Source organism: Microbacterium sp. NPDC087868, assembly GCF_044900755.1.
GTDB lineage: Bacteria > Actinomycetota > Actinomycetes > Actinomycetales > Microbacteriaceae > Microbacterium > Microbacterium galbinum.
Genome location: NZ_JBJDNO010000004.1, coordinates 483840 through 508494, shown reverse-complemented (window position 1 = coordinate 508494; position 24655 = coordinate 483840). Strand labels below are relative to the sequence as shown.

Annotated in this window: 30 protein-coding genes and 1 pseudogene; 7 read left to right on the top strand and 24 right to left on the bottom strand. The window is 68.1% G+C overall.

The annotated features are described in order from the left end of the window. Window positions 1-74: 74 nt before the first annotated feature. Window positions 75-473, top strand: coding sequence for a DUF1844 domain-containing protein (locus tag ACI2JZ_RS16385; RefSeq protein WP_404598556.1), 399 nt, complete (start codon window positions 75-77; stop codon window positions 471-473). A gap of 144 nt (window positions 474-617) precedes the next feature. On the opposite strand, the gene ACI2JZ_RS16380 is transcribed toward ACI2JZ_RS16385, so the two are convergent. The 6 genes from ACI2JZ_RS16380 to ACI2JZ_RS16355 all read right to left on the bottom strand — a co-directional run bounded on the left by ACI2JZ_RS16380 (window position 618) and on the right by ACI2JZ_RS16355 (window position 5068). After that, window positions 618-1445 (bottom strand): SseB family protein, encoded by an 828-nt coding sequence (locus tag ACI2JZ_RS16380; RefSeq protein ID WP_404598554.1) that lies wholly within the window; start codon window positions 1443-1445, stop codon window positions 618-620. Then, window positions 1429-2175: a bifunctional 1-(5-phosphoribosyl)-5-((5-phosphoribosylamino)methylideneamino)imidazole-4-carboxamide isomerase/phosphoribosylanthranilate isomerase PriA gene (priA, locus tag ACI2JZ_RS16375; protein ID WP_247634394.1), complete on the bottom strand. Its 747-nt coding sequence runs from the start codon at window positions 2173-2175 to the stop codon at window positions 1429-1431. Before priA ends, ACI2JZ_RS16380 begins: the two co-directional genes overlap by 17 nt. Window positions 2176-2277: 102 nt before the next feature. Then, on the bottom strand, window positions 2278-2913 hold the full coding sequence (gene hisH / locus ACI2JZ_RS16370) for an imidazole glycerol phosphate synthase subunit HisH (protein ID WP_247625336.1): 636 nt from the start codon (window positions 2911-2913) through the stop codon (window positions 2278-2280). Then, a complete protein-coding gene (gene hisB, locus ACI2JZ_RS16365; RefSeq protein WP_247625335.1) occupies window positions 2910-3527 on the bottom strand; it encodes an imidazoleglycerol-phosphate dehydratase HisB in 618 nt (205 codons plus the stop codon). The genes hisH and hisB overlap by 4 nt, the downstream gene beginning before the upstream one ends. Then, window positions 3524-4609, bottom strand: coding sequence for a histidinol-phosphate transaminase (locus ACI2JZ_RS16360; RefSeq protein WP_404598552.1), 1086 nt, complete (start codon window positions 4607-4609; stop codon window positions 3524-3526). Before ACI2JZ_RS16360 ends, hisB begins: the two co-directional genes overlap by 4 nt. 96 nt (window positions 4610-4705) lie before the next feature. Continuing rightward, window positions 4706-5068, bottom strand: a complete 363-nt coding sequence (locus ACI2JZ_RS16355; RefSeq protein ID WP_247956540.1) for a LysM peptidoglycan-binding domain-containing protein — start codon at window positions 5066-5068, stop codon at window positions 4706-4708. Window positions 5069-5377: 309 nt separating this feature from the next. Between ACI2JZ_RS16355 and lexA the strand changes: the two genes are divergently transcribed. Next, a complete protein-coding gene (gene lexA, locus ACI2JZ_RS16350; RefSeq protein ID WP_404598549.1) occupies window positions 5378-6064 on the top strand; it encodes a transcriptional repressor LexA in 687 nt (228 codons plus the stop codon). A 47-nt stretch (window positions 6065-6111) separates the two neighbouring features. Then, entirely contained in the window at window positions 6112-7977 is a 1866-nt protein-coding gene (locus tag ACI2JZ_RS16345) for a S9 family peptidase (RefSeq protein WP_404598548.1), read from the top strand. Between the two features lie 7 nt (window positions 7978-7984). Here the strand turns inward: ACI2JZ_RS16345 and smpB are convergent, their stop codons facing one another. The 3 genes from smpB to ftsE form a co-directional block, all read right to left on the bottom strand. Next, window positions 7985-8461, bottom strand: a complete 477-nt coding sequence (gene smpB / locus ACI2JZ_RS16340; RefSeq protein ID WP_247625330.1) for an SsrA-binding protein SmpB — start codon at window positions 8459-8461, stop codon at window positions 7985-7987. 95 nt (window positions 8462-8556) lie between these two features. Then, on the bottom strand, window positions 8557-9471 hold the full coding sequence (gene ftsX / locus ACI2JZ_RS16335) for a permease-like cell division protein FtsX (RefSeq protein WP_247625329.1): 915 nt from the start codon (window positions 9469-9471) through the stop codon (window positions 8557-8559). Beyond that, entirely contained in the window at window positions 9468-10580 is a 1113-nt protein-coding gene (gene ftsE, locus ACI2JZ_RS16330) for a cell division ATP-binding protein FtsE (RefSeq protein WP_404598546.1), read from the bottom strand. The genes ftsX and ftsE overlap by 4 nt, the downstream gene beginning before the upstream one ends. Before the next feature lie 174 nt (window positions 10581-10754). Here ftsE and ACI2JZ_RS16325 point away from each other — a divergent pair, with 174 nt between their 5' ends. Beyond that, window positions 10755-12032, top strand: coding sequence for a DUF2510 domain-containing protein (locus ACI2JZ_RS16325; protein WP_404598544.1), 1278 nt, complete (start codon window positions 10755-10757; stop codon window positions 12030-12032). Window positions 12033-12065: 33 nt separating this feature from the next. Beyond that, window positions 12066-13055, top strand: coding sequence for a septum formation family protein (locus ACI2JZ_RS16320; RefSeq protein WP_404598543.1), 990 nt, complete (start codon window positions 12066-12068; stop codon window positions 13053-13055). A gap of 22 nt (window positions 13056-13077) precedes the next feature. Here ACI2JZ_RS16320 and prfB read toward each other — a convergent pair whose 3' ends face one another. Then, window positions 13078-14187 (bottom strand): peptide chain release factor 2, encoded by a 1110-nt coding sequence (prfB, locus tag ACI2JZ_RS16315; RefSeq protein ID WP_404598542.1) that lies wholly within the window; start codon window positions 14185-14187, stop codon window positions 13078-13080. A gap of 85 nt (window positions 14188-14272) precedes the next feature. On the opposite strand from prfB, the gene ACI2JZ_RS16310 reads away from it, so the two are divergent. Next, window positions 14273-15523, top strand: a complete 1251-nt coding sequence (locus ACI2JZ_RS16310; protein WP_404598587.1) for an MFS transporter — start codon at window positions 14273-14275, stop codon at window positions 15521-15523. Between the two features lie 7 nt (window positions 15524-15530). Here the strand turns inward: ACI2JZ_RS16310 and ACI2JZ_RS16305 are convergent, their stop codons facing one another. The 10 genes and pseudogenes from ACI2JZ_RS16305 to ACI2JZ_RS16260 form a co-directional block, all read right to left on the bottom strand. Continuing rightward, window positions 15531-15950, bottom strand: coding sequence for a hypothetical protein (locus ACI2JZ_RS16305; protein WP_404598541.1), 420 nt, complete (start codon window positions 15948-15950; stop codon window positions 15531-15533). Beyond that, window positions 15950-16405: a TadE family protein gene (locus tag ACI2JZ_RS16300; RefSeq protein ID WP_404598540.1), complete on the bottom strand. Its 456-nt coding sequence runs from the start codon at window positions 16403-16405 to the stop codon at window positions 15950-15952. The genes ACI2JZ_RS16305 and ACI2JZ_RS16300 overlap by 1 nt, the downstream gene beginning before the upstream one ends. Further along, entirely contained in the window at window positions 16374-16775 is a 402-nt protein-coding gene (locus ACI2JZ_RS16295; RefSeq protein ID WP_247634384.1) for a TadE/TadG family type IV pilus assembly protein, read from the bottom strand. Before ACI2JZ_RS16295 ends, ACI2JZ_RS16300 begins: the two co-directional genes overlap by 32 nt. Next, window positions 16772-16972: a hypothetical protein gene (locus ACI2JZ_RS16290; protein WP_404598539.1), complete on the bottom strand. Its 201-nt coding sequence runs from the start codon at window positions 16970-16972 to the stop codon at window positions 16772-16774. The genes ACI2JZ_RS16295 and ACI2JZ_RS16290 overlap by 4 nt, the downstream gene beginning before the upstream one ends. An 88-nt stretch (window positions 16973-17060) precedes the next feature. Then, window positions 17061-18695: a recombinase family protein gene (locus ACI2JZ_RS16285; RefSeq protein WP_404598538.1), complete on the bottom strand. Its 1635-nt coding sequence runs from the start codon at window positions 18693-18695 to the stop codon at window positions 17061-17063. Beyond that, complete coding sequence (locus ACI2JZ_RS16280; protein ID WP_404598536.1) at window positions 18685-18852, bottom strand: hypothetical protein; 168 nt, start codon at window positions 18850-18852, stop codon at window positions 18685-18687. The genes ACI2JZ_RS16285 and ACI2JZ_RS16280 overlap by 11 nt, the downstream gene beginning before the upstream one ends. After that, window positions 18849-19073 carry a hypothetical protein gene (locus ACI2JZ_RS16275; protein ID WP_404598586.1) on the bottom strand — a complete coding sequence of 75 codons (225 nt, stop codon included), beginning with the start codon at window positions 19071-19073 and terminating at the stop codon, window positions 18849-18851. Before ACI2JZ_RS16275 ends, ACI2JZ_RS16280 begins: the two co-directional genes overlap by 4 nt. Window positions 19074-19229: 156 nt before the next feature. Next, window positions 19230-19460, bottom strand: coding sequence for a DUF4314 domain-containing protein (locus ACI2JZ_RS16270; protein ID WP_404598535.1), 231 nt, complete (start codon window positions 19458-19460; stop codon window positions 19230-19232). Next, on the bottom strand, window positions 19457-19744 hold the full coding sequence (locus tag ACI2JZ_RS16265; protein WP_404598588.1) for a hypothetical protein: 288 nt from the start codon (window positions 19742-19744) through the stop codon (window positions 19457-19459). Before ACI2JZ_RS16265 ends, ACI2JZ_RS16270 begins: the two co-directional genes overlap by 4 nt. Before the next feature lie 198 nt (window positions 19745-19942). Next, a pseudogene (locus tag ACI2JZ_RS16260) lies at window positions 19943-20233 on the bottom strand (WhiB family transcriptional regulator); the annotation flags it as partial. A gap of 72 nt (window positions 20234-20305) precedes the next feature. On the opposite strand from ACI2JZ_RS16260, the gene ACI2JZ_RS16255 reads away from it, so the two are divergent. After that, window positions 20306-21190: a TIR domain-containing protein gene (locus tag ACI2JZ_RS16255; protein ID WP_404598533.1), complete on the top strand. Its 885-nt coding sequence runs from the start codon at window positions 20306-20308 to the stop codon at window positions 21188-21190. 35 nt (window positions 21191-21225) lie between these two features. Here ACI2JZ_RS16255 and ACI2JZ_RS16250 read toward each other — a convergent pair whose 3' ends face one another. The 4 genes from ACI2JZ_RS16250 to ACI2JZ_RS16235 all read right to left on the bottom strand — a co-directional run bounded on the left by ACI2JZ_RS16250 (window position 21226) and on the right by ACI2JZ_RS16235 (window position 24536). Continuing rightward, on the bottom strand, window positions 21226-21573 hold the full coding sequence (locus ACI2JZ_RS16250) for a hypothetical protein (RefSeq protein ID WP_404598531.1): 348 nt from the start codon (window positions 21571-21573) through the stop codon (window positions 21226-21228). Window positions 21574-22231: 658 nt separating this feature from the next. Then, window positions 22232-23710, bottom strand: coding sequence for an AAA family ATPase (locus tag ACI2JZ_RS16245; RefSeq protein ID WP_404598530.1), 1479 nt, complete (start codon window positions 23708-23710; stop codon window positions 22232-22234). Between the two features lie 95 nt (window positions 23711-23805). Next, window positions 23806-24387 carry a bifunctional DNA primase/polymerase gene (locus tag ACI2JZ_RS16240; RefSeq protein ID WP_404598529.1) on the bottom strand — a complete coding sequence of 194 codons (582 nt, stop codon included), beginning with the start codon at window positions 24385-24387 and terminating at the stop codon, window positions 23806-23808. Continuing rightward, window positions 24387-24536 carry a hypothetical protein gene (locus ACI2JZ_RS16235; protein WP_404598528.1) on the bottom strand — a complete coding sequence of 50 codons (150 nt, stop codon included), beginning with the start codon at window positions 24534-24536 and terminating at the stop codon, window positions 24387-24389. Before ACI2JZ_RS16235 ends, ACI2JZ_RS16240 begins: the two co-directional genes overlap by 1 nt. Window positions 24537-24655: the final 119 nt, after the last annotated feature.

Genomic DNA, 24655 nt, shown 5'->3' with positions numbered 1-24655 from the left:
GGGAAGTGAATCCTCTTTCGTGCCGGAGCATGACGCTCCGGAGCCCGACAAAGTCTAACAGAAGGCAAGGCGAAGTGACGAACCAGGCATCCAACGAGGCTGACCGCGAGCGCGAAGAGCGCTGGGCACGGCAGGAGGAGGCCGCGTCGTCCGCGACGCGCGACATCGCCGACGTCCCCGCCGTCGAGGTCATCACCACCGCCGCCGTGCACCTCATGAGCGCGGCCGCCGTCAAGCTCGGTCTCGCCGACGACCCGAACGCGCAGGATCAGCTCGACCTCGACGAGGCGCGCAAGCTCATCAACGCCCTCGCGGGACTCATCACCGCCGGTGCCCCCGAGATCAGCGACATGCACGCGCGCTCCCTGCGCGACGGATTGCGCTCGCTCCAGCTCGCCTTCCGTGAGGCTTCCGTCATCCCCGACCCGATCGGCAAGGGGCCGGGAGAGAAGTGGACCGGGCCGGTCAACTAGTTTCTCCGGGGCGAGCGCAACGACGCCGCCTTCGTTCGCAGAACGGGGACCCTCCCGCTTCGCGGGCCCCTCCCGATGCTCACTCCCGGCGGCATCGCTGCGCTCGCCGGTCGGAACGACTCGACCGTTGGAGCTATAGGCGCGTCAGGCGCTGCGGCGGAGCTTGACGGTGAGGGAGTCCGCCAGGACGGCGATGCGGTCGTCGGACGACCACCGCTGAGCGAGGCGGGCGAGCACCGCGTCGAGGACCTCTCGCTCGAGTCCGTCGACGAGTTCGAGGATCACGATCAGTTCGGGACCCCGCAGACGCGCATCCGGATCCCCCGCGGCCACCGCCACGTCGATCACCGCGAGCTCCTGCGCGACGCTCGCCTGCAGGGCGGCGAACACCTCGGGCGAGAGGAAGCTCGGTTCCCACGCGTGCTCCTGCGCGATCGCCCACACCGCGGGGCGGCGGATCACGAACTCGGTCTCCGACGTCGGGTCGAGCACGATCAGATCGGTGTCGTCGGCGGATGCTGCGAGAGCCGCGCGAACGGCCTCGACAGGGATGGGTCGCGCCGACGCGTCCCATCCCTGCATCGCCTCCACCGAGGAGAACACGGGTTGCACGCGACGCCCGTCCGGTGCCGCGACCGTCACGATCGAGAGCTCCTGCGTCTTGTCGACGGCGAGTCCGCTCGGGGCGACACCCTCCTCGCCCTTCTCGGCGACGAGCGGGATGAGCACACGCGCATGGCGGAAGGCGTCCACGACCTCCACCTGGCTACCGGAACCCGCGCGGAAACTCAGCAGCGCGGCGAGCAGGGCGGGATCGGCGGAGCCGTCATCGGCGGCGTGCTGGTTCGCCTCGAAACTGCGCCCCTCCCACGGAACTCCAGCGGAGTCGCCACGGTTCGCCGCACCCGCGTGGTCGTGGGAACCGTGACCGTGCGGGCCGTGACCGCAGGAGTCGTCAGTCGCCGGCGACATCCAGCGCCTCAGCAAGGGTGAACGCCCCGGCGTACAGGGCCTTGCCCACGATGGCGCCCTCGACTCCGAGCGGCACCAGCTCGCGCAGCGCGGCGATGTCGTCGAGGCTCGAGATGCCGCCCGAGGCGACGACGGGCTTGGGCGTACGGGCGGTGACCTCGCGCAGGAGTTCGAGGTTCGGGCCGCGCAGCGTGCCGTCCTTCGTCACATCGGTGAGCACGTAACGGCTGCAGCCCGCGTCCTCCAGGCGGTCGAGCACCTCCCAGAGGTCGCCGCCCTCTTTCGTCCACCCACGCGCTGCGAGGGTCGTGCCGCGGACGTCCAGACCGACGGCGATCGCTTCACCGTAACGGCCGATCACGTCGGCCGCCCACTCCGGGTTCTCCAGGGCGGCGGTTCCGAGGTTGATGCGGGTCGCTCCGCTCTCGAGAGCCGCTTCGAGCGTCGCATCGTCGCGGATTCCACCCGAGAGTTCGATGTTCACGCCTCGGTACTGCTTGATGACCTTGCGCAGGATCGGCGCGTTGCTCCCCCGACCGAACGCCGCATCGAGATCGACGAGATGGATCCACTGAGCGCCCTGCGAGACCCATTCGCCGGCGGCGTCCAGCGGATCTCCGTAGCTGGTCTCCGTGCCGGCCTCGCCCTGCGTGAGGCGCACGGCCTTGCCACCGGCGACATCGACCGCGGGGAGCAGCGTGAGAGAGGGAGACTGTGCGAAGTCGTTCATGACGTCCTTGGTGTGGGGGCTCGGCGCCCGCTGCGGGCACGAGATTCGAGGGTACTCTGCGGCCGCTCGGGCCTCAAAATGCATGACGCCGGGCGGCGCCTCTCAGAGGCTCCGGGTCCAGTTGCGCAGGAGACGGATGCCCGCGTCCCCCGACTTCTCCGGGTGGAACTGCGTCGCGGTGAGCGGGCCGTTCTCGACCGCGGCCAGGAACGGATCACCGTAGGTCGTCCAGGTGAGAACGGGCTGCGGGAACGGCGGGATGACGTCGAGTTCCCAGGTCTGAGCCGCGTACGAGTGCACGAAGTAGAAGCGTTCGTCCTCGATGCCGTCGAACAGGATGCTGTCGGGCCCCGGGGACACCGTGTTCCAGCCCATGTGCGGGAGGACCGACGCGTTGAGCTCGGTGACCGCTCCCGGCCACTCCCCCAGTCCCTCGGTGTTCTGCCCGCGTTCGACACCGCGTTCGAAGAGCACCTGCATCCCGACGCAGATTCCCATGACCGGGCGTCCACCCGCGAGCCGACGATCGATGATGTCGTCTCCGCCGTGCGCCCGCAGGGCGTCACGGACCGCGGCGAACGCGCCGACGCCCGGCACGAGCAGTCCATCGGCTTCGAGCGCCTCGGTGCGATCGCGAGTGAGGACGGCGTCCGCTCCGGCGGCGACCAGCGCCTTCACCGCGGAGTGCACGTTGCCGGACTCGTAGTCGAAGACGGCGACCCGGGGTGTGCGGGTCACAGCGCGCCCTTGGTCGACGGGATGCCGTCGACCAGCGGGTCGAGGGCCTTGGCCTGCCGGAAAGCGCGCGCGAAGGCCTTGTACTCCGCTTCGGCGATGTGGTGCGGGTCGCGACCACCCAGCACGCGGACGTGAACGGTGAGCGCCGCGTTGAAGGCGATCGCCTCGAAGGTGTGCCGGACGAGCGAGCCCGTGAAGTGGCCGCCGATGAGGTGCTGCTCGAAGCCCGCGGGCTCGCCCTCGTGCACGAGGTACGGACGGCCGGAGATGTCGACGACGGCCTGGGCGAGCGCCTCGTCGAGCGGCACGAGCGCATCGCCGTAGCGCGAGATGCCCGCCTTGTCGCCGAGCGCCTCACCGATCGCCTGGCCGAGCACGATCGAGATGTCCTCGACGGTGTGGTGCGCATCGATGTGGGTGTCGCCCGAGGCCCGCACCGTCAGATCGGTGAGCGAGTGCTTGGCGAAAGCCGTGAGCATGTGGTCGAAGAACGGAACGGAGGTGTCGATGCGGCTGGCGCCGGTGCCATCGAGGTTCAGCTCGAGCTCGACGGTGGACTCCGACGTGCTGCGCACGCGGCGCGCGGTGCGCGGGGCCGGGGTGGGGGTGCTCATGAGGCCGATTCTATCGAGGCCAGCGCATCGAGGAACGCCGTGGTCTCGGCCTCGGTGCCCGCGGTGACGCGCAGGTGGCCGGGGATCCCGACGTCACGGACGAGCACGCCCTGCTCGTAGAGACGCTGCCACGTGGCCTTCGGATCGGAGACGCCGCCGAACAGCACGAAGTTGGACCAGGACTCGTGAGGCGTGTATCCGAGCGCCTCGAGCGTCGCTATGATCCGATCGCGCTGCGCGACGATCTCCTCGACCATGCCCAGCATGACGTCGGAGTTGCGCAGCGCGGCGACCGCCGCCGCCTGGGTGAGCGCGCTCAGGTGGTACGGCAATCGCACGAGACGCAGGGCGTCGATGAACGCGGGATCGGCGGCCAGGTATCCCACCCGCGCTCCGGCGAAGGCGAAGGCCTTGCTCATCGTGCGCGACACCGCGAGCCGCGGGCGTCCCTCCAGCAGCGTGAGCGCCGAGGGCGCGTCGTGCGGAGCGAACTCCTGATAGGCCTCGTCGACCACGACCACACCGCGCGCGGCGGCATAGACGGCCTCGATGACGTCGAGTCCGAGCGGCGTCCCCGTCGGATTGTTCGGCGAGCACAGGAGCACCACGTCGGGATCGACCTGCTCGATCTGAGCGACCGCCTCTTCCGGGGTGATCGTGTAGTCGGGTTGACGCTCCCCCGCCACCCAGCGCGCGCCCGTCCCCTGGGCCAGCAGGGGGTACATCGAGTACGTCGGCGCGAAGCCGAAGACCGACCGCCCCGGGCCGGCGAAAGCCTGGAGGATGTGCTGGAGCACCTCGTTCGAGCCGTTGCCCGCCCAGATCTGCGAGGCGTCGAGGCCGTGACCGAGGTACTGCGCGAAGCCCTCACGGAGAGCCGTGAACTCGCGGTCGGGGTAGCGATTCACGTCGCGGAGCGCGACCGCGATGTCGTCGAGGATGTCGCTCGCCACGGCATCCGGTACGGGATGCGTGTTCTCGTTGACGTTCAGAGCGATCGGGAGCGGCGCCTGAGGTGCCCCATACGGGGTGAGCCCTCGGAGATCGTCGCGGAGAGGGAGATCATCGAGCGAAGAAGTCACCACTCCATGCTAGGCCGCACGGCCGAGGCCGTTCTCCGCGTTACCGCCTTTTGCGGTGGGGACGACCTTTTGCGGTGGGGACGACGGCCGGACGAGTCAGCTCGCGTACTCCGCGGGGATCGACAGCTCCTGGCCGATCTGCAGCACGCCGCCCTGCAGCATGTTGAGACGAGTGATCTCGCCGATCACCTCTCGCGGGTCGGACTCGGGCGAGACCTCGGCCGCGATCGACCACAGCGTGTCGCCGGGCATCACGGTGACCGTCTCGAACGTCACCGTGCCGGCCCCCTCGCCGGTCGCCAGCGCGCTGCCGCCGCTGAGCGCGGCGAAGGCGATGCCGAATGCGAGCGGAAGCGCGGCCAGAGCGAGCAGCACACGACGACCGCGCGCCGTCAGCCGGAGACGCGTCGCCGGGCGGACCGGACGGACGGCTGCGGTGCTGAAGGTGATGCTGCTCATGTCGTTCTCCTCTGCCTTGCTCCGGTGAACCGGAGGTCTGTCATCACCCGCGAGCGATGACCACGTTGGCGTAGCGTTCGCATCCGCCTCTCGGCCGGGAGGGGCGAGTGCGAAGCTACGTTCCGAAGGTATCTTCGAATTCGAATATCTGTCAAGCTTTCTTCGAAATCACGTTCGCGATTTCACCGACACGCTCGAACAGATCTTCCACATCCGCGCTTTTCTCGGATACGGTTTCGATACCAACACCGAACCACGGGCCTCCGACATTCGAAGAAGGACGCCGGAATCGCGCACCGAAGGAGCATCATGAGCGAGATCACCGCCCCCGATCCCGAGGCACCGCGCACACGCCGTCGGAAGAGCCTGAGCCCCAAGCAGATGGCCATTCTCGAGGTGATCCAGGCGTCGATCGCCCAGCAGGGGTATCCGCCGAGCATGCGCGAGATCGGCGACGCCGTCGGGCTCAAGTCGCTCTCGAGCGTGACCCACCAGCTCGGCCAGCTCGAGCTCAGCGGCTACCTGCGTCGCGATCCCGGCAAGACGCGTGCGATGGAGGTCCTGATCGATCTCCCCGGCACGAGCACCGAGAACCCCGCCGATGTCGCCACTCCCGTGGGCGACGCTGCTCTGGTGCCCCTCGTCGGTCGCATCGCCGCCGGCGTCCCGATCACGGCCGACCAGCACGTCGAGGAGATCTTCCCCCTGCCGCGACAGCTCGTCGGCAAGGGCGACCTGTTCATGCTCAAGGTCTCGGGCGAGTCCATGATCGACGCGGCGATCTGCGACGGCGACTGGGTCGTCGTCCGCTCCCAGCACACCGCCGAGAACGGTGAGATCGTGGCGGCGATGCTCGACGGTGAGGCGACGGTCAAGACCTTCCGGCGCCGCGACGGCCACACCTGGCTGCTTCCGCGCAACTCGGCGTTCGAACCGATCCTCGGCGACGAAGCCGTCGTCCTCGGAAAGATCGTCGCCGTCCTCCGCGCGGTCTGACGCACACCCGGGCCCGGCGCGCTCGCGTCGACGCATAGGCTCGAAGCATGTCGTCACCGTACGGTTCCTGGTCCTCGCCCTTCACCCCGGCATCCGTCGCCGCGGCCTCCCCGCGCCTCGACGGAGCACGATTCGTCGGCGAGGAGATCTGGTGGGCGGAGTCCGTGCCCGCAGAGGGCGGTCGCATGACGGTGCGCTCATCGCTCGGACATGAGGTGCTCCCCGCTCCCTGGAGCGCCCGATCACGCGTGCACGAGTACGGCGGTGGAGCATGGACGGCGGACGCCGATGGCACCCTCTTCTTCGTCCAGGCCGACGATCAGCGCGTCTACCGGCTCGGTCGCGGCACGGAGCCTGTCGCTCTCACTCCTCCGGGCCCCGCCCACGGCGGGCTGCGCGTGCAGGACAGCCGCCTTCTCGCCGTCCGCGAGGACCTGACCTCGACCGAGCACCGTCGGGCGATCGTCGAGATCCCGACCGACGGGTCTGCCGCGGAGTCCCCGTCCGCCGTCATCGTGCACGCCGAGAGCGGCGCCTTCTACGCCCATCCCTCCCTCTCCCCCGACGGCACGAGACTGGCCTGGGTCGAATGGTCGGGCGAGCGGATGCCGTGGGACGAAGCGCACCTGCGTCTGCGTGACCTGCGCTCCGGCGAGACGGGCTCGGTGTCCACGCGTGCGGCCCTGCAGCCGGAGTGGATATCCGAGAACGAACTCCTCTTCGCGGACGACCGCGACGGGCGCTGGGCCGTGCACCGTGTCACCGTCGACGGGATCGCGCCCACGGCCGCGCCGGTCCCTCTCACCTCCGCCGATGCCGACACCGGCTACGGACTGTGGGTGCTCGGCAATCGCTGGTTCCAGCCCCTCGATGACGGCCGTCTCGTGGCCGTGCGCACGAACGGCCGCGACGAGATCGTCGTCCTCTCCGGCGACGGTTCCGAGCGACGCGTCGAGGTGCCGTGCGACGGGCACGTGAGCATCGATGACGTCGTCGGCTCGCTCGTCCTGCTCTCGGGGAACGGATCGGGCGTCACCTCCGGGGTGTGGTGCGCCGATCTCGACACGGGTGCCGTCGTCGCGGTCCGCGGAGGCGAGGCCGTCGATCCCGCGTGGATGCCGCCGCCCCTCGCTCTCACCTTCGACGGCCGTCACGGCCCGGTGCACGCCTACGCGTATCCGCCCGCGAACCCGGGTGCTGCGGCATCCGCCGACGAACTCCCGCCGTACCTGGTGCTGGTGCACGGCGGTCCGACCGCTCATGTGACCGGGGCGACCTCGGCGGCGCTCGCGTTCTACACGAGCCGCGGGATCGGGGTGCTCGACGTGAACTACGGCGGGTCGACCGGCTATGGGCGCGCCTATCGCGAGCGGCTCGACCGCCAGTGGGGCGTCGTCGACGTCGACGACGTCATCGCTGCGGCGCACGGCCTCGCGGCGGCGGGCCTCGCGGACCCGACGCGCATCGCGATCCGCGGAGGCTCGGCCGGTGGTTGGACGGTCCTCTCCGCGCTCGTGCGCGGGGGCGCGTTCGCGGCGGGCATCTCGCGTTACGGCGTCTCCGACCTGAGGATGCTCGTCGCCGACTCCCACGACTTCGAGAAGCACTACATCGACGGCCTCGTCGGTCCGCTCCCGGCATCCGAGGAGCTGTACATCGAACGCTCGCCCCTGACGCACGCCGACCGGATCGACGTTCCGGTGCTCCTGCTCCAGGGAGCCGATGACATCGTGGTGCCTCCGTCGCAGTCCGAGGCGATCCGCGATGCGCTCGCCCGACGGGGCGTCGATCACGAGTACGTGCTCTACCCCGGGGAGGGGCACGGCTTCCGGCGCGCGGAGACGGTCGTCGATGCCCTCGAACGCGAACTCGCGTTCCTGGGTCGGGCGTTCGGCTTCACGCCGTCGCCGTGACCTGCGGCTATTCGCCGACGCGGTTGCGCAGTCGCATCGCGCGTTCCGCTTCGCGCGTGTCCTGACGCTCACGGAGCGTCTGGCGCTTGTCGTACTCGCGCTTGCCCTTGGCGAGTGCGATCTCGACCTTGGCGCGACCGTCGGAGAAGTACAGCTTGAGCGGGATCAGCGTGTAACCGCCCGCCGAGACCGCGTGGGCGATCTTCACGATCTCCTCGCGGTGCAGCAGCAGCTTGCGGATGCGCTTGGCCGAATGGTTCGTCCAGTGCCCTTGCGAGTACTCGGGGATGTGCACGGAGTCGAGGAACACCTCGTTGCCCTTGACGAACGCGTAACCGTCCGAGAGGTTCGCACGCCCCTGGCGCAGTGACTTGACTTCGGTGCCGGTGAGCACCATCCCCGCCTCGTACGACTTCTCGATGTTGTAGTCGTGACGTGCGCGACGATTGGTCGCGATGACCTTCTCCCCGCGTTCCCTGGGCATGATGCTCTCCTGATCCGTGTCGTGCGCTCGCACAACAGCCTTTCAGCATACCTGCGTCACGTGCCTCCGAGCCACTTCCGACCCGGCCGAGATGGTCAGGTGCGCAACCAGCGCCGGATCGCGAAGCCCGCCGAGAGTGCGGCGAGCACGACGCCGATGCCGATCAGCACCGGCACGACCCACGCGGCATCCTGCATTCCGATCCAGGTCGTGATGAAGGGCACGCGTCCCCGCAGGTAGCCGTTCACACCGAAGTGCACGCCCGCGAGAATCGCCGCACTCGCGAGCGCCGATCCCAGCAGGGCGGCGAAGACGCCTTCGAGCACGAACGGCGTCTGGATGAATCGGTTCGACGCGCCCACCAGGCGCATGATCCCGATCTCCTTGCGCCGCGCGTAGGCCGACAATCGGATGGTCGTGGCGATGAGCAGCGTCGCAGCGATGAGCATGAGCACCGCGATCCCGACAGCCACGTACGTCGCGACCGTGAGCGCCGAGAACAGCGGTTCGAGATATTGCAGCTGATCCTTGACCTGCTCGACGCCGGTCTGACCGCTGAAGGCTTCGGAGAGCACCTGGGACTGCCCCGGATCCTTCATCGTCACGAAGAAGACCTCGAACGCCTGGTCCGGGGTGATCACGCTCGCCTGCTCCTCGCCCACCTGCTCGACGAGCTTGGCGTAGGTGTCTTCCTTCGTGTCGAAGGTCATCGAGCTGATGAGCGGCGCGAGCGCGTCGCCCTCGAGCTGGGCGCGCACCGAGGCGACCTGCTCTTCGCTCGCAGCCCCGTCTACGCAGGTGTCGGACTCCGACACCGCCGAGCACATGTACACGGCGACCTGGGCGCGTTCGCTCCAGTAGCCGCGCATGACGCCGATCTGCGACTGCATCAGGATCGCCGCGCCCACGAAGGTGAGCGACACGAACGTCACGAGCACGACCGAGATCACCATCGAGATGTTCCGGCGCAGGCCCAGCAGGGCCTCGGTGAGGATCAGTCCGATTCTCATGAGGTCGGACCCACTTCCTCGTCGTCGCCGCTGGAGAGGCCGAGTCTGTCGGCGACGCCGAGCTCGGCGACGTCGACCTCGGGAAGGACGATCGGATGCGTGCGCGGACCGGTGGAGGGAGACGTCGGCGCGGCGTCGGCTTCGGCGGGCGCAGCCTCATCGGCGGCGTGTTCCGTGGGAGCCGCGGCGGGGACCTGGCCCGGAGCCGGAGCGGCTGCCGCGGCGGCGGGAGTCGGCACGGGCGCCGGGGAAGCGGGTGTCGGAGCGGATGCCGCGGCCTTGCGCTGCGCGCTGAGCTCCTCGGTCAGTGCGGCCCGCACGATCGACAGATCAGACGTCTGGCGCTGCACCTCCTGCACCGCCGTGAGCGCAGCCGCGGCGGCGGCGCCGCGCACCTCCTCGGGAACGAGACGCGGGATGTTGGAGGTGTCGCCGTAACCGCCGTGCACCTCGTCGCGCACCATCACGCCGTCGCGGAGCTCGATGACTCGGCGCTTCATCTGATCGACGAAACCGGCCTCGTGTGTGGCCATGAGCACGGTCGTCCCGCCCGCATTGATACGTGCGAGGAGCTGCATGATGTCGACCGAGGTGGCGGGGTCGAGGTTTCCCGTCGGCTCATCGGCGAGAAGCACCTGCGGGCGATTGACGAGAGCGCGCGCGATCGCGACGCGCTGCTGCTCACCGCCCGAGAGCTCATGCGGCATGCGCTTCTGCTTGCCGTCGAGACCGACCAGGGCCAACGCCTCGGGAACGGCCTGCTGGATGAAGCCCCGCGACGAACCGGTCACCTGCAGGGTGAAGGCGACGTTCTGGTACACCGTCTTCGACGGAAGCAGGCGGAAGTCCTGGAACACCGAGCCGATGTGGCGTCGGAAGTACGGAACCTTGCGGTTCGCGAGCGAACGGAGGTCGCGCCCCATCACGGCGACGCGGCCCGTGGTGGGCACGTCCTCGCGCAGGATGAGCCGCAGGCAGGACGATTTCCCGGAACCCGAGGCACCCACGAGGAAGACGAACTCCCCGCGCTGCACCTCGAAGTCGACTCCGGAGAGGGCGGGCTTGGACGTCCCGCGGTAGCGTTTCGTGACGTTCTCGAACCGAATCATGGCGATACGAGCCTAAGCGCGCTCCCCTCCCGCGCCGCGCGCGACACCCCGCGCGGGCCGGACGTGCGAGAAGGCATCGTTCGACATCCGTCTCCGTCGATGTCACGAGCCACTGCTATACATGAAGTGGCAGTCCGCGCCATCCACGCGGACGTGAGATCCGAGGGGGATGCCATGACGACACCTGCAGGCTGGTACGACGACGGTTCCGGGCGTCAGCGCTGGTGGGACGGCGAGCAGTGGACCGAGCACTTCGCTCCCGAGGCGACGGCTCCCGAAGCGAGCGCTCCCGAGACGACCACCGTCTCCGAGCAGCCGACCGCGCAGGTCGCCGAGGAGCCGCTCCCCGTCGTCCCGACCGAGGCCGAGGTGGACGCGACCATCGCGGTCGCCGAAGAGAACGAGCCGTCGGCACATGCGGATGCCGCAGCCGAGGGGCCGGCATCCGACGTCGCCCCCGAAGCCCCGGCCTACGCGGCTCCCGAAGCCCCGGCCTACGTGGCTCCCGAGGCCCCGGCGTACGTGGCTCCCGAGGCGCCCGCGTACGTCGCTCCCGAGGCACCCGCTTACGCAGCGCCGGCCTACGCGGCACCCGGCTATCCGACCACCGCCCCCGGAGGCGCTCCGGCCTACGGCGTCGCTCCGACGGGCGCATACCCCGGCAGCGCTCCCTACGGCGGCGCCCCCGGCGGGTACACCCCGTACCCCGGATCCCCCGCCGCCGAGCCCCGCCCGATCTCGGTGCTCGGCCTGGTCGGACTCGGTCTCGCCGTGCTGGGAACGATCCTGGTGTGCTTCCTGCTGACCGCGGTCTTCGGCTGGATCCTCCTCTTCGCCGGGCTCGTGGTCTCGATCGTGTCGCTCTTCCTCAAGGGCAAGAAGTGGCCGGGAATCACGGGAATCGGAGTGTCCGTCCTCGGAGGCATCGTCGGCGGCATCATGGCGATCGTGTTCTTCACGTTCGGCATCGCCCAGATCGCCATCGACACCGCGGAGTCGTACTCGCCCCCGCCCGTGCCTTCGATCGGCACCGACGGCGGAGAGGACTCCGGCGAGATCGTGGAGGGCACGATGGGCTCTCCCGTCACGGTGAACCAGTACTCGGGCGAGAGCGAGGTCACCATCACCGCCGCGTCCTGGGGCACCTCCAACGGCTCCAGCTTCGAGGCCGAGAACGGCGGATACCTCTCGGTCGAGCTCACGTGGGAGGCCATCAGCGGCGACACCTCCGTGAACCCGCTCTACTTCACGGTGATCGATGCCGACGGCAACGAGGGCACCTACGACTACTTCGGCGACGCCACGCTCGAGTCCGCCCAGCTGGCCCCGGGCGAGACCGCGCAGGGCACGCTGTCGTTCGATGTCGCGCAGAGCGACTCCTACACGATCGTCATCACCGACGAACTGCTGCAGGACGTCGCGGAAGTGACCGTCGAGGCCAGCGCCCGCTGACCGCGGAGCGTCGAGACGAAGAGCACCACCGAGGTGTCGACTCCCGCAGGCTGGTACGACGACGGATCCGGGCAGAAGCGCTGGTGGGACGGAGCGGGATGGACGGCGCACGTCGCCGCCTCCGCCGCCCCCGCGCTCGTGTCTCCTGAGCCCGCACCGTTCGTACCGCCGTACACGCCGCCCCTCGCCCCGCCGGTGCCCACCGCACCGCCGGGGGCATCGCCGATCGCCGCGCCGCAGCACCCCTCGGCACCTGCATATCCGTCGGCGCCGCAGTACCCAACGGCACCGCAGTACCCGTCCGCACCGCAGTTCTCGCCGTACCCGTCGGCACCGGGGGTGCCGGCGCCGTACGACGGCTACGCACTCCCCGGCACCTCTCCTGCGCCGTTCCCGGCGGTCGGACTCGCCGGCCTCATCGCCGCCGCGCTCGGAACGATCGTGGCCTGCATCCCGCAGATCCCGCTCATCGGATGGTTGCTTCTCGGCGCGGGATTCGTCCTGTCGCTCGTGTCGCTGTTCTTCCGCGCCCGGAAGTGGGCGGGAATCGCCGGGCTGGCGGTCTCCGTGCTCGGGGCGCTTCTCGCGGCCGTGCTCTCGTTCGTCCTCGTGGGTTCGTTCTCCGTGTCAGGGAGCGCGGACGACGTTCCCGGCAGCGAGGTGATCTACGCCAGCGACCTGGAGGTGGGCGACTGCCTCCCCGAGGGGCTGGACGGCGAAGAGTTCTTCGAGGTGACGATCGTGCCGTGCGACGGTCCGCACATCGACGAGATCTACTACGAGTTCGATCTACCGGACGGAGAGTTCCCCGGCGAGGACGCACTCACGGAGGCGGCGATCCGCGAGTGCGAGCCGCAGTTCGAGGAGTTCGCCGGCATCGCCTATGAGGAATCCGAGCTGAACTACTGGTGGCTCACGCCGACGGAGACATCATGGGCTGGCGGAGACCGCACGATGCAGTGCCTGATCTACGACTACGACGGCAGCACCGTGACCGGAACTCTCGAGGGCGCCGCCCGCTGAAATGCGCGCGGCGCGCTCGGGATCAGTCCTCTTCTGGACGCTTGCGCCAACGGATGCCGGCGGAGATGAACCCATCGAGGTCGCCGTCGAAGACCGCCATCGGGTTGCCCGACTCGTATCCGGTGCGAAGATCCTTCACGAGCTGCTGACCGTAGAGGAAGTACGAACGCATCTGGTCGCCCCAGCTGGCGGTGATGTTGCCCGCGAGTTCCTTCTTCTTCGCTGCTTCCTGCTCCTTTTGCAGCAGGAGGAGGCGGGTCTGCAGCACGCGCATGGCTGCGGCGCGGTTCTGGATCTGCGACTTCTCGTTCTGCATCGACACGACGATGCCGGTCGGCAGGTGCGTCAGTCGCACGGCGGAGTCGGTGGTGTTGACCGACTGGCCGCCGGGGCCGGACGAGCGGAAGACGTCGACGCGGATGTCGTTCTCGGGGATGTCGACCTCGGTCGCCTCCTCCATGAGCGGGATGACCTCGACCGCGGCGAACGACGTCTGACGTTTGTCGGCCGAACCGAAGGGGCTGATGCGCGCCAGGCGGTGGGTGCCGGCCTCGACCGACACCGTGCCGAACGCGTACGGCGCGTCGATCTCGAACGTGGCCGATTTGATGCCCGCGCCCTCGGCGTAGGAGGTGTCCATGACCTTCACGGGGTACTTGTGCCGCTCGGCCCAGCGCAGGTACATGCGCATGAGCATCTCGGCGAAGTCGGTCGCGTCGTCGCCACCCGCGCCGGAGCGGATCGTCACGATCGCGGAACGCTCGTCGTACTCGCCGTCGAGCAGCGTCTGCACCTCGAGCTGGTTGATCATCTCGGTGAGGGCTGCGAGTTCGGTGCGAGCCTCCTGCGCGGAGTCCTCGTCACCCATCTCGTTGGCCAGGTCGACGAGCACTTCGAGGTCGTCGAGGCGATGGGCGATGCCGGTGACGCGGGCGAGCTCGGACTGGCGGTGGCTCAGCGCGCTGGTGACCTTCTGCGCGTTCTCGGTGTCGTCCCAGAGGTCGGGGGCACCGGCTTCTTCGCTGAGCCGCGCGATCTCGTCGCGGAGCCGTGCGACATCGACGACCTCGCTGATGTCGCCGAAGGTGTGCCTGAGTGCCTGGATGTCGGCGGAGAGATCGAGTTCGAGCATGATCACCGAGCCTATCCTGTCGTCGCCGCGGGAGTAGCCTCGAACGGTGAGCAGTGCATCCACGGTCCTCCGACGATTCGGGCCGATGGTGTATCTCCCGACCGTGCTGTTCTCGCTCGGCGAGGGCGCGGTGATCCCGCTCATCCCCGTCATCGCCGCATCGATGGGCGCCGACGTCGCGTTCGCCGCGCTGGTCGCCTCGGCGCTGGTCGTCGGTCAGCTCTGCGGCAATCTGCCCGCCGGATGGGCGGTCGCGCGTATCGGCGAGCGGTTCACGATGGTCATCGCCGGCGCGATCGCCATGCTCTCGGCGGTCGGGGTGGTCTTCGCCCCGTCGATCGGCGTGCTGGCGGCATCTGTCTTCGTCCTCGGTTTCTGCGCCGCGGCCTTCGGGCTCGCGCGTCACGCCTTCATGACCACGCGGGTGCCGATCGAGTTCCGCGCTCGTGCGCTGTCGTTGCTGGGCGGCAGCTTCCGCCTGGGGATCTTCATCGGGCCGTTCGTCGCGGCGGGTCTGCTGGAACTGTTCGCCACCGAGACCGCCGCGATCTGGTTCTTCCTCGGATGCCTCACGGTGATGGTGCTGCTCGTACTCTTCGGCCCCGATCCGGAGAAGACGATCCCGCCCGCTGTGACCTCCCCCATCCGCATCGGCACGGCCGAGGACCCGGGCGCCGTGGTCAGCGGAGCGATCCCCACCTTCGAGCGGATCGGGATCTTCCGCACGATGTGGCAGCAGCGCACGGTGCTCAGCCGGCTCGGCCTCGCCGCGGCGTCGCTTTCGGCCGTGCGTTCGGCCCGCCAGGTCGTGCTGCCGCTCTGGGGCCTCTCGCTGGGCCTCGATGCGCAGACGATCGCACTGGTCGTCGGGATCTCGGGCGCGATCGACTTCGCGCTGTTCTACGCGAGCGGGCAGGTCATGGACCGGTTCGGCCGGATGTGGGCGGCGATGCCGGCGATGATCCTGATGGGAGCGGGCTTCGTCGCCCTCTCGCTGTCGCACGACGTCGAGGCACCGGTGCTGTGGTTCGGGATGTTCGCCGCGGTGCTCGGTGTGGGCAACGGCCTGTCCAGCGGCATCCTGCTCACGCTGGGCGCCGATGTCGCGCCGAAGCGCGAACCCGCGGCCTTCCTCGGATCCTGGCGGACGCTGACGGATGCCGGTGGGGCGATCGCGCCGCTCCTGGTGTCGGCGATCACGGCGATCGCGTCCCTTCCGGTCGCAGCCGCTGCGATCGGGGTGATCGGGCTGCTCGGTGCCGTGGGGTTCGTCCGGTGGATCCCTCGGTTCGTCCCGAGGGTTCGGGACGACGACCCGGTGCCGCCTCCCGGCTGACGGTCGCTCATCGCAGCGCGGTGCGGCTCGTCGCGGTCGCTTCGAGCACGACGCCGTCGGGCACGAAGGGCGAGAACACCGGCGGATGCCAGGGTGCCGTCACCGTCACCCGCACCGAGACACCGTCGGGTGTCCACGCGTCGACGAGAGCGGCATCTCCCTCGATCGCGTCGATGACCTCGAGCGCCTGCTCCCGCATGTCGCCGTCGTCGAGCTCGGCACGGACGCCGTGGTCATCAGCGACCAGTGTGAACCCGTCCGCTGCCGCTGCCGCCGCCGAATCGGCCACAGCGTCGAGACGTTTCTGCGCGAGGTACAGGTCGGTGGCGCACACGGAGACCAGCACGATCGCGAGCGCGAGGAGCACGTAGCCCAGGGTCAGGAGCAGGATGCTGCCCTCCTCGGCCTCGCTCGTACGACGCCGCATCATCCGCTCCCCCAACCGCGACCGACCTTCTGCACGGAGGTGGCCTCCAGAGGAACGGCGAGGGCGCTGTCGAGTCCGAGCATCTCCGGCACGAACGGCATCCGCACGACCGTGGTGACCGTCACGCGGAGCGTCGCGCCGCCCGTCGGGCACTCGGCACCTTCGGGCACGCAGGAGAGAGCGACGTCGGTGGCCTCGGCATCCATTCGGTACTCCTCGACGACCGCGGTGAGCACGTCGTCCGCGGCGAGCGCCGCGGATTCCGGGCCGGTCGACAGCGCGATGGTCCGGGCGATGTGTCTCGCAGCGGCCTCCGCCCCCAAGGACTGCTCCTGGATCGCGCCCAGGACGATCACGAGGTAGGCGAACGGCACCAGCAGGATCACCCCGACCGTGATGAACTCCAGCGCGGCGGAACCGTCGTCATTCCTCCCCCAGGCTCTCCATCGGAGCATGCGCGGTCACCTCCCAGGCGGCGGGGATACCGATCAGGCCCACCAGTGGGAACGTCGTCCGGATGCGCACGTCGACGCGATCGCGGTCACCGAGGTCGGTGACGCCGACGGCGATGTCCTCGGCGTACGCGGCCCCGACCGCGCGCTCGATCACCTCGCGCGCCCGCTCGGCGCCCTCCTCGAGCGTGGTGTCGGCGAGCGCCGCGTGGTACGCGCCCTCGACCGCTGCATCGTGCACCACGTTGCGGACGTAGACGGCGACACCGAGCTGGATCACGGCGAGTGTGAGCGCGGTGAGGAGCGTGCCGACGAGAACGAACTCGACGGGGCTCGATCCCCGCTCATCGTCGCGGATCCCGGACGAGCTCACTGGATCCCGGAGACCCGCTGGATCGCCTGCTCGAACAGATCCGACAGCGCCGGACCGGCGACCGCCCAGATGAGCACGACGAGGCCGGCGGTCATGAGCGTCACGAGCACCCAGCCGGGCACGTCGCCGCGGTCATCGTGCGCGAGCGCGCGCATCCACCGGGTCGCGCGGGTGCGGAGGGGAAGGATCGGGTTCATGGGTTTCCTTTCGTGGGAGCTCAGCCGATGCCGAGCCGGAGGATGAAGAGTCCGGGGTAGATCGCGAAGAAGACCGACAGGGGCAGGATCAGGAAGACGAGCGGCAGGAGCGTGCCGCTTCCGTTGGCTTGCGTTCTGCGGCGTCGGCGGGCAAGAACATCGACGGGTCGAGCACCCCGTGAATGGTTATCGCCTGGGGTCGTCCCTGCACGATGTCCGACACGATCACCCGCACGTCAAGAAGCTCCACGATCTCGCGGCGCATCGCCGCCGAGGCGTTCTCCAGACGTCCACGGGCGCGCTCCGCGAGCGCCGCCACATCCGTGATCCGCTGGGCTTGCTCGCCCCGCACAGACCGCATGGCGGCAAGTCCCTCCAGGCGCTCCCGGACGTCCGCGAGCTCACCACGGAGGCGCTCGATCGTCTGCCGGTGCTCCTCGGGGTCGTCGGCCATGAGGTACAGATCCTTCGCCCGACCCATCGCCCGCTCCAAGGTCGCCTCCTGCTTGCGAAGGGCGGCGATCATCGGGGCTTCGTCGTTCAGGTCGGCGTCGTCGTCCAGCTCAAGCCACTGGCGGGCCAGGCGATCGAGTCGTTCCGGATCGGCCAGCATCGCGGCGATCTCCGCCCAAACCGGCTCATCGATCGCCGGTCCCTTGATCTGCGGGCACGAGCAGCGCGGCTGTTCCTTCGACCGATACCGCCGTCCAGAGCACACGTAGTACGGGTTCGGGCGCGACTTCGTGGTCACACCGTCGTAGTGCTTGTCCATGTCACAGGGGCCAAACAGCCGACCGGTGAGCAGCTGTCGCTGCGGCGCGGAAGGCGTGACGGATGCCTTGCGGTTGACCGCCCGCTGGAGTGCGAGCCATTCTTGCCGGGTGAACACGGGCGCCCCCAGCGGCACCTTCACCGTGTCGCCATACATCGGCGTCCCGTCGCGATTCATCTTCGTGACCTTGCGCGCCGAACGGTAGTTGCCAGTCATCGCGGAACCCCACTCGGTCTCTGCCGTCCACAGGGATGGGTTCGTGGCGGTCTGACGGACCGTCTGGTATTGCCACTGTGCCGCGTGGCGCGGGTGCATCCCCATGAAGTTGAGCCGCTCAGCCACCTCGGCCGTGGACAGGCGCTCTTTGACGAATAGCCGGTACATCGCGCGGAGCACCTCACGCTCGCGCTCGTCCGGCACTGGAAGCGCGCTGCGGTTGTTGTTCGACTTCGTACTGTCGCGCTTCCACCCGAACGGGGGCTTCGACCCCGCCCATCCCCCAGCACGGCCCTTGGCACGCTGACCTGCGGCGGTGCGCGCCACAATCGTGTCCCGCTCCATTTCCGCGAACCCTGCCATGACCGTGCGCATCATCTTGCCCTGCGGGGTGCTCATGTCGATCTGCTCCTTGACCAGCACCAGGTCGACGCCCATCTCGGCGAAACGATCGGTCTCGCGGATCGCGTCTGCCGCCTTGCGCGCGAATCGGTCCAGCTTGGACACCACGATCGCGTCGATCTTGCCGTCGCGGGCATCCTGGAGCATCTGCCGCCATTGCGGGCGGTTCGCGTTCGTGCCCGACAGGCCCTCGTCCACGTACGCGCCGACCAGCTCCCAACCTCGGACCTTGATCGCCGCTTCGCAGATCTCGCGCTGCTCCGGGAGTGAGGTGTTGTCGACCTGGAGGTCGGTGCTCACCCGGGCGTAGTAGGCGGCGCGCTTAACGGTCATGGTCTGCTCCGAACTCGATGCTGCGCCCGGCCTCGCAAGCCCGGCACTCCAAGCGGCGCTGGGTGCTGCCCGGGCTCACCGGAGCGAAGGCGGATGGTGCTTTCACACGCCTGCACGACGTGCAGGTCTGCGGGTCGAAGACGATGACTTCGCTCATGCTCGGAATCCTTCGAGGTCGGTCGCGTCGTGGGTGATCGCGAGTGCCAGAGCGAGCGGGATCTCGTCGTCGAGCGTCAGGTCTGGGTCGTGCAGTTCCGCCGCCCGGGACAGGTGCATCCGCAGTTCCCGGAAGTTCTTGACCGTCAGGGCGGGGTCGATCGGACCTTGCGAGACCATGGTCGCGACGATGAACTCGTCGAGAGTGAGACGTTCAGGCATCGCCACGGCGAGCCTCCTTTCGGCTGTTGCGCTTCCTCGCGGCTTCGCAGTCCTTGCACTTCGACCGGAGCCACGGCCGGTCAGACCGCACCCGAGCGAATGCGCTCGCGGGCAGGTCTCGGTCGCATCGGCGACAGGTTTTGCTCTCGACGGCGATCACCCCGCACCTCCGTTCATCGCGGCGTGCTCGCCGTCCCATCGCGGGTGCAGCGGTCGCCACACATCGACGCCGGGGACGAGCCCGAGGACGTGGCCGTCTGGATCCCAGGCGACATGCACTGTCCCGAGGTCGTCCACGGAGGTCACCACTCCTGTGTCGCCCGCGCGCAGACGGGTGTACTCGTCGGTGGTGCTAACGAACGTGATGTGATCACCGGGCTGGGTCACTTCGCGGCCTCCTTCATGTCGGTGGCGGCTTTCGCGACGAGGCGCTCAGCAGCGCGGCGGAACTTCGCCTGGAGGGCGGCGCTGGGGAGTGACTTCGCCGCCGATGTGATCGCGGCCGGGGTGACCTTGCCGCCGTCCTGGATCGTGTTGAAGAGTTCGGCGACGAGTTGGGACACGTGCTTGGCGTCATGCCCTGGCCGGTAGATCGCTCGTCGCCCGATCGCTTCTCCGCATCCGCAGTTGCATCCGGTCGAGACCTCTGTGGCGATGGACTTGGTGTTCATGGCTAAGTTTCCGATCTGTTCTCTGATCGGGGATTTATTTGCCCCACCTTCCATCAAAATGTACGCATATGCGTCCGCACAATCCCTCTGCTCAGCCTCAGCCTTCCGAGCCGCACGGAGAGCCCGCCGCCGCTCCTTCGCACGCTGCCGCGCCTCCACAGTTGGCCTATACGGCCGACGATCCTGCGCGCGCTCAGCCTCGCGCGCGTAGCCGCCCCACACTCCGGCGGGCTCATCGGCAGCGACGGCGTAAGCCCGGCACTGGAACACGAGCGGGCAGTCCCAGCAGCGGTCTACTGCACGCTGCTGGTCGGCCAAGTCGTCAGACGTCCACGCCGCCGCATCCGGACCTACGCATGGGATCGCCCGCCCCTCATCGATAGCCGCGCCCACCTGCTGGAGCAGCCGGGCATGCAGCTCCCCGGCCTCCGGCGGGGCCTCCGTCGAACTCGCGGATACCGGGACGGGCCGGAGCGGGGTCGAGCCCATAGGACTCACAGGAACGCCAGCCGGAAGCAGGACGGACATGCGCGCTGGAAACTCACCGCTATGGTAAGTCTCGTGAAGGTGTTCATTAGTTGGTCCGGAGACAATTCGAGGCACGTGGCGGAGTCGCTGCGAACGTGGTTGCCTACCGTTCTTGCGGGAGCGGTAGAGTGCTTCGTCTCCAGCCAGGACATCCGCCGCGGCGAACGCGGCATGGACGTGATTGCGGGCGAACTGCAGGATCGCGACTACGGCATTGTGGTCCTCACGCGAGAGAACATGCAGAGCCCATGGATCAACTTTGAGGCTGGGGCACTCGGCAAGACGCTCGGCGTAGGGAAAGTGGCGCCTTTGCTTCTCGACCTCACTCGTGCTGATGTCGTCGGCCCGATCGCTCAGTTCCAAAGCACGCTGCTTACCGATCGTGACGATGTACGGCAGTTCATCCGGGACATGGCCGCCCTCTCGCCGACGATCCCAGAGGCGTCGATCGACGCGTTGTTTGCGTCCCAGTGGCCCGAGCTGGAAAAGGTGATCGAGCGAGCAGTTGGGATGAATAGCCCGACGACAACACGGACTTCGGAATCGATCCTCGAGGAGGTCCTGGAACGCGTCAGACGTATCGAGCGATTGAACGCCGGAGCTTCGGATGTGGACAAGTCGACCCACAGAAAGCTGTCCGATGATGTCCTCGATGCTCTCTCGGCTGGCAAGGATCGCTCGCCTATCACGGTGATTTCTCAGACATCGAAAGATGGAACCGCCGTGACCGTCGACGCGAATCCGGACACCTTCCTCGACGATGACGCCATGCAGCGGGTTTCCAATGAGCACGATGCGTGGATCGCAGTCCAACCACACGACATCAGGTTCAGGCCGTTCGGTACTTCTCGCGACTGGCCAAAGATGAAGCCACTGCGACAGTCGAGAGTAGTGCAAACCCTCGTTCACGACGCGTGACAGTGGCGCACTAGCGCAATCCCGGTCGCGTTGGTTCATGCTTCAACTGAGTGTCCGTGCAACGCGTCTTCGCGCACCCACGCGTCGATCACTGCGCGGCGGCTCTCGTCGAGATGGAACTGCGATCCATCGAATTGCACGGGGCCGCCGAGGCCAGCTACACGACCGAGGTCATAGAGAACTGACTCGGCAGCCCGTGCCTCGACTCGTTCATCCGGGTGTCCCTGGTTGACCAGCCGATCACGGCGGAAACCGACGAGCTCCTGCAAGTAGAGAGGGCCGAGACGAAGCCAAGCCGCGATCTCGGGTGCTCGCTTCGCGTCTGCGGTGTCCTTCGCAAGCTGCTCGGCGTAGCGCGCGTCGTTGTTGTCGTTCGTGTTCATTCAGGTGCCTCCTTAGGGGCTGTCGGTGGTTAAGGCCCGGCGGCTGTCGCGGACGTCCGGGCGGGACGCTGAAAGCCACCGGGGGTCTAATTAGTCGGTGGTTTCGAGCCGGGACGGTCGTTCGTGCTCTGGTTCGCGGGCACGCTCAATCTCGGACGGTGACGGATGCCACGCTCGACGAGCGCGCCGGTAGTGAGAGCGACACAGCCCAGAGCGTTCCGAAGGACGGGCGCACCCGTCGACCCAGCACTCGTTGGCGACCATCGCCACGGGTCCCCAGGATTCGACCTCCGCGATGTGAGGCGCGAGCCAGTCGGGTATCTGCGGTTCGTTGCTGTTCATGAGAGCGCCTCCATCGCGCGTGAAAGGTTGGGAGAAGATAAGGAAGTTGTTGTGTCTGTCGACTCGGGGTCGCCGGATCTCGCCGGGCCGCTCACCCTTCCAGGGGTGAGAGCGGACTCCGGCGAACTCCGTCGGTGGACCTGCGAGGGGCTCGCCGGGCGAGTTCGCCGGGCGAACTCTCGCCGCGTAGCGACGCGGCAATAACCTTGCCGGACAGATGCAGAGTGGGGGCTCGCCGGGCGAGTTCGCCGGACGTATCGCCGACGGCACTCATCCGGCGAGGCGTCCGGCGAGGTCTGTGGATGGATCCAGAGCATCATTCGTCGGCCTCTCCTCGCACCAGAGCAGTGCCTTCGGCGTAGCCGTTGCCCGTCCAGTGGACGAGACCCTCAGCGACGGCTTGCTCGATCAGCGCGCGGGCCTTCTCGCGACCAAGGGCCTTCTGGCCGTCCTTTGCGACCCTGCTCTTAGCCGATCGGCCGCTGACCCCGACGAAGGCCTCTTCGAGCCGCCTCTTCGAAGTTCCGTTGCCGGCCTTGACGAACTCCAAGACGCGGGCGGTGTTGAGCCCCTCGGCGAAGCGCTGTCTCTCGCGCTCGGCGAGACGCTCCAGGGAGTCTCGGTCGTCATTGCTGATCTCGGGAACCCTGACAATGCTCTCCAATTCCGCGAGGACGGAGCCCCTGAGGTTCCCGGTGCCGTGGCCGCTCGTCGGCGCGATGCGAAGGTTCGCAACAACCTGCCCCTTGAAGTAGGTGCCGGGGCGATCCTTCGCGCACTTCAAGCGCGCCTGACCCGCCTTGCCCTCGGAGAACCCCGCGTCACCGAGAACCTCCTGGATGTACTGCGCCCCGCTGATCGCGGCCCGCTTGCGCTGCGACCCGATTGGCCACAGCCCGCCGTCCGCCGACTTCGACATGTGATCAAGGACCACGACCGCCGGTCCGAGCTTCGCGATCGCTCGGGCGACCCTCTGGAACCACAGGGCCACTTCTTCGTCGGCGTTAGGGTTGATTCCCTCAGCGGCGAGCGCCTCCCCGGTCGAGTCCACGATGACCACCGTCGGCGCGCGTTCCGCCACGAGAGCGAGCAACCGCGCAAGCTCGGCATCACCGAGGCTCGTGTCGGGATTCAGATAAACGAACCGATTCAGGATCGCTTCGGGCTCAACTCCGAGTTGGAGGAGCCGAGTGACGATGCCGTCGCTGGAGTCCTCATAGTCGATGTAGAACGCTACGTTCCCGTCGGCGAGTTCCTGGGCGCACGTGTGCAGGGCAGTCCAGGACTTTCCGTCACCCGAGGCCCCAGCGAGACCGTTGACGCGAGCGGCATAGAAGAGCGCCTGACCTACGGAGGTTCTTCCGACCGTCGGGCGAAGACGCGTGCGCGTGCCGTCGATGAGGCCTTGCACCACGTCCCGTAGATCCTGCTGTTCCCACCCAGTCGCCTCGCGACTGTCACGCGTAACCGAGTGCGTCGCCCTCGGGGCTCCGCCGTACTTCTGCACCGCGCCGATCAAGCCGTTACGCCATTCCTGGGCGGGATCTTCACCGGGCGTGTGCGGGGATGCGAGCCATGTTTGTTCGGCGAAGGCGAGTGCCTCGGGGACGCCGCCGTGTCCTTCACTCCCGAGCTTTACGAGGTACGTCTGGACGGAGAGCATGACGTCGTGGCCTGAGAACACCTCTCCGGCTTCGAAGGGTCGGATCGTTGCAAGAACTGCGGCGCTCGCCTCCGTACCGGAGTAAACCGACAGCCACTCCTCTACGTCACCGGTCCACGGCGTAGCGCTCACTCCGTCAGTTTCCGTGCGGCCGCTGCGGAACCAGGCAAGAAATGATGCGACGTGTTCAGGCTCCGGTGGACGCCTCAACTCACCAAAGGGGCCGGTCATGAGATATCCCAGAGGTACGGTCGGATCTGTCCGTCGACCTTTGACTTACGAACTGTCGGCGCGATGAAGACGAACCCATGCCCTTCACCTTCGACTCCAGCCTGGAGGTCGAGCCCACCACGCTTGGTCTTGCGCGTACCGGTTGCGGCGATGAACAGATGCTCACCGCCCGAGGGTGTTGCGGCGCGGGCATACACGGTGGGCATCAATTGCAGCCGCTCGACTTCTGCGAGGTCGCGGTCTCCGCCGTTGCGCGGGTCAACGTCAAGAACGTCGAAGGCGTGGCCGGTGACGAAGCCCAACGCGTCCCCGTAGCGCCAGCGAGTGAGAGCGGTCTCGTCGCCGGGAGTCGTCCGGTCCCAATCTTCGGGGAACCAATAACCCGAAGCGCCGGTGCCCCAATTCACGGCCCATTCCCCCGTCTTGAGGAGCGCGGGAGCTGCGCGGAACACAGCACCGCCGAGACGCACAAGATCGCGGGCGTGTTCGACTGCCTCTTCAGCCTCGTCCCGTGTGATGAATCGCCGGGGGCTCAGAAGACGCTGGCTTGCGGTCGGCGTCCCATCGCTGCGCGGCATTACAGGCTCACCACCTGGATGATGAATGCGGTCATGCCGATGCCGAACGCGTAAGCGGTGCCGCAGACGGCGAGCCAGAACGCTGTCTCGGCGTCGGGCTTCCCAGGAAGGAAGTGGCGCAGTCGTCCAGGAACATGGATGGCGCTCATGCGTGCTGCACCCCCTCGGGTGCGTCCGTGTCCGGGCCGAACAACCAGGTCAACAACCTGGCTACGTCCTCGGCGGGCAGCGGTCGAGCGTCCCAGTATGTGGTCGGTGAAGTAGCCAC

Excerpts from the sequence above, each read along its gene's own strand:
- ACI2JZ_RS16380 (WP_404598554.1), bottom strand. The coding sequence starts at position 1,445 with ATGTCGCCGGCGACTGACGACTCCTGCGGTCACGGCCCGCACGGTCAC.
- priA (WP_247634394.1), bottom strand. The coding sequence starts at position 2,175 with ATGAACGACTTCGCACAGTCTCCCTCTCTCACGCTGCTCCCCGCGGTC.
- hisB (WP_247625335.1), bottom strand. The coding sequence starts at position 3,527 with ATGAGCACCCCCACCCCGGCCCCGCGCACCGCGCGCCGCGTGCGCAGC.
- ACI2JZ_RS16355 (WP_247956540.1), bottom strand. The coding sequence starts at position 5,068 with ATGAGCAGCATCACCTTCAGCACCGCAGCCGTCCGTCCGGTCCGCCCG.
- lexA (WP_404598549.1), top strand. The coding sequence starts at position 5,378 with ATGAGCGAGATCACCGCCCCCGATCCCGAGGCACCGCGCACACGCCGT.
- ACI2JZ_RS16345 (WP_404598548.1), top strand. The coding sequence starts at position 6,112 with ATGTCGTCACCGTACGGTTCCTGGTCCTCGCCCTTCACCCCGGCATCC.
- smpB (WP_247625330.1), bottom strand. The coding sequence starts at position 8,461 with ATGCCCAGGGAACGCGGGGAGAAGGTCATCGCGACCAATCGTCGCGCA.
- ftsX (WP_247625329.1), bottom strand. The coding sequence starts at position 9,471 with ATGAGAATCGGACTGATCCTCACCGAGGCCCTGCTGGGCCTGCGCCGG.
- ftsE (WP_404598546.1), bottom strand. The coding sequence starts at position 10,580 with ATGATTCGGTTCGAGAACGTCACGAAACGCTACCGCGGGACGTCCAAG.
- ACI2JZ_RS16325 (WP_404598544.1), top strand. The coding sequence starts at position 10,755 with ATGACGACACCTGCAGGCTGGTACGACGACGGTTCCGGGCGTCAGCGC.
- prfB (WP_404598542.1), bottom strand. The coding sequence starts at position 14,187 with ATGCTCGAACTCGATCTCTCCGCCGACATCCAGGCACTCAGGCACACC.
- ACI2JZ_RS16310 (WP_404598587.1), top strand. The coding sequence starts at position 14,273 with ATGGTGTATCTCCCGACCGTGCTGTTCTCGCTCGGCGAGGGCGCGGTG.
- ACI2JZ_RS16305 (WP_404598541.1), bottom strand. The coding sequence starts at position 15,950 with ATGCGGCGTCGTACGAGCGAGGCCGAGGAGGGCAGCATCCTGCTCCTG.
- ACI2JZ_RS16300 (WP_404598540.1), bottom strand. The coding sequence starts at position 16,405 with ATGCTCCGATGGAGAGCCTGGGGGAGGAATGACGACGGTTCCGCCGCG.
- ACI2JZ_RS16290 (WP_404598539.1), bottom strand. The coding sequence starts at position 16,972 with ATGAACCCGATCCTTCCCCTCCGCACCCGCGCGACCCGGTGGATGCGC.
- ACI2JZ_RS16285 (WP_404598538.1), bottom strand. The coding sequence starts at position 18,695 with ATGACCGTTAAGCGCGCCGCCTACTACGCCCGGGTGAGCACCGACCTC.
- ACI2JZ_RS16280 (WP_404598536.1), bottom strand. The coding sequence starts at position 18,852 with ATGAGCGAAGTCATCGTCTTCGACCCGCAGACCTGCACGTCGTGCAGG.
- ACI2JZ_RS16275 (WP_404598586.1), bottom strand. The coding sequence starts at position 19,073 with ATGCCTGAACGTCTCACTCTCGACGAGTTCATCGTCGCGACCATGGTC.
- ACI2JZ_RS16265 (WP_404598588.1), bottom strand. The coding sequence starts at position 19,744 with ATGAACACCAAGTCCATCGCCACAGAGGTCTCGACCGGATGCAACTGC.
- ACI2JZ_RS16250 (WP_404598531.1), bottom strand. The coding sequence starts at position 21,573 with ATGAACACGAACGACAACAACGACGCGCGCTACGCCGAGCAGCTTGCG.
- ACI2JZ_RS16240 (WP_404598529.1), bottom strand. The coding sequence starts at position 24,387 with ATGCCGCGCAGCGATGGGACGCCGACCGCAAGCCAGCGTCTTCTGAGC.
- ACI2JZ_RS16235 (WP_404598528.1), bottom strand. The coding sequence starts at position 24,536 with ATGAGCGCCATCCATGTTCCTGGACGACTGCGCCACTTCCTTCCTGGG.